A 6,225-nucleotide genomic window follows, 5' to 3' on the forward strand; every position below is an offset into this window, starting at 1 on the left:
GGGGCGTCGATGGGGGTGATGGACATGAAGAATGCCAAGCCCGATGGCTACCGGCTGACCTTGAGCCCGGTGGGTATTTTTCGCCAGCCGCATATCCAGAAGGTGGCCTACGATCCGATTGCCGATCTGACTTATGTGGCGGCCTATATGTCGTACGACTTTCTGCTGGCCGTGGCGCAGGATTCGCCGTTCAAGTCGGTGAAAGACATTGTCGATCAGTCCAAAAAGCAACCCGGCTCGGTGGATTACGGCACGCCCGGCAAGTTTTCGGCCAACCATGTGTTGATGGCCTTGCTGGAGAAGAAGGCGGGTGTGCAGTTCACCCACGTGCCGTACAAAGGCGATGCCGAGGCGGTGAATGCCTTGATTGCAGGCCACACCAAGACGGGGGTGTTTGGCAATACGGTGCTGCCGCATATGCAGTCAGGCAAGCTGCGCGCGCTGGCCATTGCGTCAGAAACGCGCCCGCCAGCCTTTGCCAATGTGCCGACCTTCCGTGAGCAGGGGTATGACGTGGTGACGCCATCGCCATTGGGCATTGCCGGGCCCAAGGGTTTGCCGCCGGAGATTGTGCGCAAGCTCGAAGCCGCCGTGAAATCTGCGATGGATGACCCCGCCTTTCAGCAGGCAGCCGCAAACTATGGTGTGAGGCTGGAGTACCGCAATGCCCAGGATTACAGCGCCTTTGCGAAGAAGGCCTTCGCCGAAGAGGGCGCGATTGTGCAGAGCATCGGGCTGGAATAAAGACCTGGAATATTGATTCCACGATGCGGAGCGCATTAAAAACAATAGCATTCAACGCGCAATAGATAAGCGCTGGATGCTATTCAGACCTTGAACTCCGCAAGCCGATCACACCAGCACGTCGCGTATCGATGCGTCCTTGCCAAACTGTGCCTTGGCAAAGGGGCACAGCGGCAGCACCTTGGTGCCGGTTTCGCGCGCCCAAGCCACCAGTGCATCGAGCAGCTGGCGGCCTACGCCTTCGCCACGCAGCGATTCGTCCACTTCGGTGTGGTCGATGATGACCATGGTTGCATTGGTGCGGCTGTAGGTCATCTCGGCGATGCGCTGGCCGGCTCTGTCGACAAAGAATGCGCCTTTGGCGTCGGCTTCGTGGTGGTGGATGGTGTATTGCATGGTGAGCTTGCCCGGTGAGGAATTCAATCAAAAGTTCAATGAATCAGTCAACTGCGAAGGCCGCAATGCTATGCAAAAAGGGCCGTTGCCTACAGCATAGCCAATAAAGGCAAAAAGGGCACAGGGGCGGGGAGGTGCAATGCTGTAGATGCGCGGAGCACGGGTGCACTCGGTCTTCGGGCTGCAGGCCCTGGGCGGGGCCGGGACCTGCAGCCTGCGTTGTGGCCTATTTACAGCCTGAAGGCAGTAAAGGGCTGAAGGAAGAAGCGGCTTCGTCAGCCTTGCCTCTGCAGCATCTTGATGACGCTGGAGAAGTCTTCTCCGCCGTGCCCGGCGATGCTGTGGGCCGCGTACAGCTGGCGGGCCATGCCGCCCAGCGGAGTGCTGGCCTTGACCGTCATGGCGCTTTCCTGGGCCAGACCCAGGTCCTTGAGCATCAGGTCGGTGCCAAAGCCGCCGGTATAGCCACGGGTGGCGGCACTGGCTTCCTGCACGCCGGGGCAGGGGTTGTAGACCTCCAGCGCCCAATTGCCGCCAGAGCTGCGGCGCATGATTTCGGAGAGCACCTTGGGATCGAGCCCGTTGGCCACGCCCAGGGCGATGGCTTCGCTGGTGCCGATCATCAGTATGCCCAGCAGCATGTTGTTGCAGATCTTGGCGGTCTGGCCCGCGCCCACGTCTCCGGCGTGGAAGATGTTCTTGCCCATTTTCTCGAGCAGGGGGCGGGCGCGCTCCAGGTGGGCCGCGCTGCCGCCCACCATGAAGGTGAGGGTGCCGGCAATGGCGCCGCCGGTGCCGCCAGAGACCGGCGCATCAATGAAGCCAATGCCGCTGGCCTCGGCCGCCTTGGCCACTTTCTGGCTGGTGGCGGCAGCGATGGTGGAGCTGTCGATGATGAGTGCGCCTTTGGCGATGTGTTGCAACAGGCCGGGCTGGCTGGCACCGTTCGCGGTGCTTCCCAGAAAGAGCCCTTCCACATGCTGGCTGGCGGGCAGCATGGTGACGATGATCTCCGCGCCTTGCGCGGCGTCTTGCGCGCTGGAGGCCGCTGCACCGCCGCCTGCCACCACCTTGGCAACCGCCTCCTGGCTCAGGTCGAATGCCTTGACGCTGTGGCCTGCCTTGGCCAGGTTGATGGCCATGGGCGCGCCCATGTTGCCCAGGCCGATGAATCCGATATTTGCCATGTCTGTCTCCTTGAATATCTGTGTTGATGGTGTTGTCAGCGGGTTATGTAACTATTCATTTGATAGCTAATGGCGCTCTCCAATCAAGCGCTGCAGGCCAATTTATTTATGAATTACCGGGTTTACGGAGCAACCGCCGCACCCCGGTCCTGCAGCAGGCTGCGCAGGATGCTGCGGTGGCAGCGCGCTTCGTTGTCGCAGTAGCAGCCAATGGCGAAATTGGTTTGGTGCGACAGCGCGGCCAGCAGATCGAGCGTGCGGGCGGCAGGTGCCTCGGCCAGCTGCTTTCTGAATGTTTTATCGAAGCTCTTCCAGAGCTTGTCGGCCTGTGCGGTGTCGCCATGGTCAGCCAGGCGGTGCGATTCCAGCGCCACCTGCATGGTTTCAGGCTCGGGCGAGAGTTCGGGGTACCAGACGTCGTAGTAGTTGCGGCTGGCAAACTCTGCCTTGGGCACGCCACGCGGCGGGCGGCGCACGGTGCCAATGCGCAGGCCCTCGCTCTGTGCGCGGGGGCTGCCTAGCTGAACGATACGGATGGGCATGCAGGGCTCCGTTGGGTGATGGCTGGTTGGTGAAAGGCTGCGCGGGTTGGCTCACAGGTCGCTGTCAAACACACTGTGGCGCTTGCGTGCGGGGGCCGCGGTGCGCTTTTGTTTTTTCGGGTCCTTCGGGTCAGGATCAGCGCTTTCTGCGGCTGCCTTGGGCTTTTTCTTGGGCGTGGCCCTGGCCAGCGGGTTGAAGGCAAGGGCGCCGTCAATCCAGTGCTGCCAGGCTTCGCGTGTGGCGTAAGCGCTTGGCCCCACCAGAAAGTAGCCTTGCATGCCCCCGCGTGGCGACAGCGGTCGCACGCCTGCCGTTTCTGCCACCTGGGCATGGATCTGCGGCGGCAGGCGTACCAGCAGCTCGTCGTTTTCCACGCCCAGGCACATCTTGCCGCCCACCATGAACACATGGCAGCCAAACATGGTTTTCTCTTCCACATCGGCGCAGCCGGCAAGCGCATCGCGCACGGTGTCAATGAGCTGCAGGGTTTCGGGGGAGATGGGGCGGGCGGGCATGGGCATCAATCCTTGGCGTATGGCCAGCGAGCGTCATTCAGATTCAGCTGGTATGGCGTATGTTGCCCAACGAATTCACCGATTTTCTTGATACGCATCATGGTCAGCGGATTGCCTCGGGCGCGTCCCCATCGAGCATACGCCGCGCAATGATGACCCGCATGATTTCGTTGGTGCCTTCCAGGATCTGGTGTACGCGTGCGTCGCGCACCAGGCGCTCCAGCGGAAAGTCGTTCAGGTAGCCGTAGCCGCCGTGCAGTTGCAGGGCGTCGTTGCAGACATTGAAGCCCACATCCGTGGCAAAACGCTTGGCCATGGCGCAGTAGGTGGAGGCGTCGCGCGCGCCGGCATCGAGCTTGCTGGCAGCCAGGCGCACCATCTGGCGCGCGGCGACCAGTTCGGTGGCCATGTCGGCCAGCTTGAACTGCAGCGCCTGAAAGCTGGCAATCGGCTTGCCGAACTGTTTGCGCTCCTGCATGTAGCTTTGGGCCTGGGTGAGCGCGCCCTGGGCAGCGCCCACCGAGCAGGTGGCGATGTTGATGCGGCCGCCGTCCAGCCCCTTCATCGCGATCTTGAAGCCTTCGCCCTCGCGGCCCAGCAGGTTGTGGGCCGGAATGCGCACGTTGTCGAAGTTGATGACGCGGGTGGGCTGGCTGTTCCAGCCCATTTTTTCTTCTTTCTTGCCGTAACTCACGCCTTGGGCCTGGGCGGGCACCGCAAAGGCGCTGATGCCCGAGGCGCCCGATTGGGCATCTCCCGAGCGCGCCATCAGCACCAGCACATCGGTTGCACCCGCGCCGCTGATGAAGGCCTTGCTGCCGTTGATGATGTATTCGTTGCCCACCAGCTCGGCCCGGGTCTTGAGCGAGGCGGCGTCCGAGCCCGCGCCGGGCTCGGTCAGGCAGTAGCTGGCGAGCTTTTGGCCGCTGGTGAGCGCCTCGCCCCATTCGGTGCGCACGGCGTCAGTCGCCCAGGTGCCTAGCATCCAGGTGGCCATGTTGTGGATGGTGATGAAGGCGGTGGTCGATGGATCGACGGCGGCCAGTTCCTCAAACACCAGGGTGGCATCGAGCCGTGGCAGGGCAAGGCCGCCCGCACTTTCGGGCGCGTACAGGCCGCAAAAGCCCAGCTCGCCTGCGCGGCGGATGGCATCGCGGGGAAAGACGGCGTCGCGGTCCCATTCGGCAGCGTGCGGAGCCAGCTCGGTCTGCGCGAACTGGCGCGCGGTGTCGGCAAAGGCGCGCTGGTCTTCTGATAGCTCGAAATCCATGGTCGTGTCTCCTTGTTCTTATCGGTTCACCGTATTCGGGTGTTATGGCATTTGGGCCTCTGACGCTTGGTGGGAAAGCGGTGACTGCTATGGTTTTTGTACTGCGCCCGCTGGCGGGCCTTCGTGCAGCCAGACCATCAGCTCCTTCTTGCGCTTGCTGGTTTCGGCCACCAGGCATTCATGGTAGCGGCGGCTCCAGTCGGGCTTGGCCTCGTGCGCGGCTTCCTGCTTTTTGCAGGTGGCGGCGCGCTGGCGGGTCCAGTCGTTCTGGTCGCGGCGCAGGGCAGGGCGCTCGTGGGCAGAGAGGATGCGCATCACATCGCCATACAGGATGTTGTTGTCGGTATCGGCTTGCTGAAAGGCCTGCACGGCGCAGGCATTGGTCTGCTCCACCGTGCCGCCGGGCACGCAGGCAGCGCCTGCCTGGGCCTGCGCGAGCCCGGTGCTTGCTGCAAAAACAATAGCTGATAGCGCTTGACAGGCGGGCGCAAACCAATGGTTTTTATCTGAACGAGGCGCGGCACTTGCCGTACCGCGCCCTTCAGAGCGGAATGGGGGGATGAAAGCCATGCCGTGCATCATCGCAGCAAAAACGCACTGGAATTGCGCAGAAGGCTGGCCGGGGCCTTGCCATCTGCGTGTTTTCTGGTTCGCCTCGTCCCGGCAGGTTATTTCAGGCTGATCGTGGTGTTGACGCCCTGGCTGGTGGTGCTGTCGTCAAACCAGCGGGCCGTCACCGTCTTGGTCTGGGTGTAGAACATGACGACTTGCTTGCCGTAGGGGCCCAGATCGCCCAGCTTGGAGGCGCGGCTGCCGGTGAACGAGAAGAGCGGTACGGGCACGGGAATCGGCACATTGATGCCAACCTGACCAACGTCAATGTCTTCCTCGAACTTGCGCGCTGCGGCGCCCGATTGCGTGAAGATGGCTGTGCCGTTGCCATTGGGGTTGGCGTTGATGAACTCGATGGCCTGATCGATGTCCTCGGCAGCGACCAGACACAGCACGGGGCCGAAGATTTCCTGCTCGTAGATGCTCATGCCGGGCTTGACGCCCGAGAACACCGTGGGGCCGACAAAATTGCCTTTTTCGTAGCCTGCCACCTGGGGCTTGCGGCCGTCGAGCTCCAGTTTGGCGCCATCGGCCAGGCCGCGCTCGATCAGGCCTTCCACGCGCGAGAGGGCGGCGCAGCTCACCAGCGGGCCGACGTCGGTGCCGGGCTCGGTGCCGCCGCTCACCTTGAGGGTCTTGGATTTTTCCACCAGCTCGGGAATCCACTTCTGTGCATCACCCACCAGCACGGCCACCGACAGCGCCATGCAGCGCTGGCCTGCGGCACCGAAAGCGGCGCCCAGCACGGCGTTGAGGGTCTGCTCCTTGTTCGCGTCAGGCATGACGATGGCGTGGTTCTTGGCACCCATCATGCACTGCACGCGCTTGCCGGCCAGGCTGGCTCGGTTGTAGACGTGGGTGCCGACCTTGGTGGAGCCGACAAAGCTGATGGCCTTGATGTCCGGGTGGTCGCAGATGGCGTTGACCACGTCCTCGCCGCCGTGGATGACGTTGAGCA

At 62.7% G+C, this 6,225-nt stretch carries 8 protein-coding genes; 1 reads left to right on the forward strand and 7 read right to left on the reverse strand.

Features of this window, described 5'->3' with window-relative positions; all coding sequences use genetic code 11:
- The coding region (locus tag ACH2DG_RS20825; RefSeq protein WP_395028501.1) for a tripartite tricarboxylate transporter substrate binding protein at positions 1-744 on the forward strand (744 nt) is incomplete at its 5' end.
- A 108-nt stretch (positions 745-852) separates the two neighbouring features.
- Here ACH2DG_RS20825 and ACH2DG_RS20830 read toward each other — a convergent pair.
- The 7 genes from ACH2DG_RS20830 to ACH2DG_RS20860 all read right to left on the reverse strand — a co-directional run.
- The gene (locus tag ACH2DG_RS20830; protein WP_395028503.1) at positions 853-1,167 is read right to left on the reverse strand and encodes a GNAT family N-acetyltransferase; all 315 of its coding nucleotides are present in this window, start codon (positions 1,165-1,167) and stop codon (positions 853-855) included.
- 248 nt (positions 1,168-1,415) lie between these two features.
- On the reverse strand, positions 1,416-2,345 hold the full coding sequence (gene mmsB, locus ACH2DG_RS20835; RefSeq protein WP_395028512.1) for a 3-hydroxyisobutyrate dehydrogenase: 930 nt from the start codon (positions 2,343-2,345) through the stop codon (positions 1,416-1,418).
- Positions 2,346-2,449: 104 nt separating this feature from the next.
- Positions 2,450-2,869 (reverse strand): DUF488 domain-containing protein, encoded by a 420-nt coding sequence (locus ACH2DG_RS20840; RefSeq protein WP_395028505.1) that lies wholly within the window; start codon positions 2,867-2,869, stop codon positions 2,450-2,452.
- Between the two features lie 51 nt (positions 2,870-2,920).
- The gene (locus ACH2DG_RS20845; protein ID WP_395028506.1) at positions 2,921-3,385 is read right to left on the reverse strand and encodes a TfoX/Sxy family protein; all 465 of its coding nucleotides are present in this window, start codon (positions 3,383-3,385) and stop codon (positions 2,921-2,923) included.
- Positions 3,386-3,488: 103 nt separating this feature from the next.
- Positions 3,489-4,655: an acyl-CoA dehydrogenase family protein gene (locus tag ACH2DG_RS20850; protein ID WP_395028507.1), complete on the reverse strand. Its 1,167-nt coding sequence runs from the start codon at positions 4,653-4,655 to the stop codon at positions 3,489-3,491.
- 87 nt (positions 4,656-4,742) lie between these two features.
- Positions 4,743-5,225 (reverse strand): lysozyme inhibitor LprI family protein, encoded by a 483-nt coding sequence (locus ACH2DG_RS20855; RefSeq protein WP_395028509.1) that lies wholly within the window; start codon positions 5,223-5,225, stop codon positions 4,743-4,745.
- 98 nt (positions 5,226-5,323) lie between these two features.
- A partial coding sequence (locus ACH2DG_RS20860) for an aldehyde dehydrogenase family protein (protein WP_395028510.1) occupies positions 5,324-6,225 on the reverse strand: 902 nt, incomplete at its 5' end.

The sequence above is a fragment of the Comamonas odontotermitis genome, from assembly GCF_040396735.1.
In the GTDB taxonomy this organism is placed as follows: domain Bacteria; phylum Pseudomonadota; class Gammaproteobacteria; order Burkholderiales; family Burkholderiaceae_C; genus Comamonas; species Comamonas odontotermitis_C.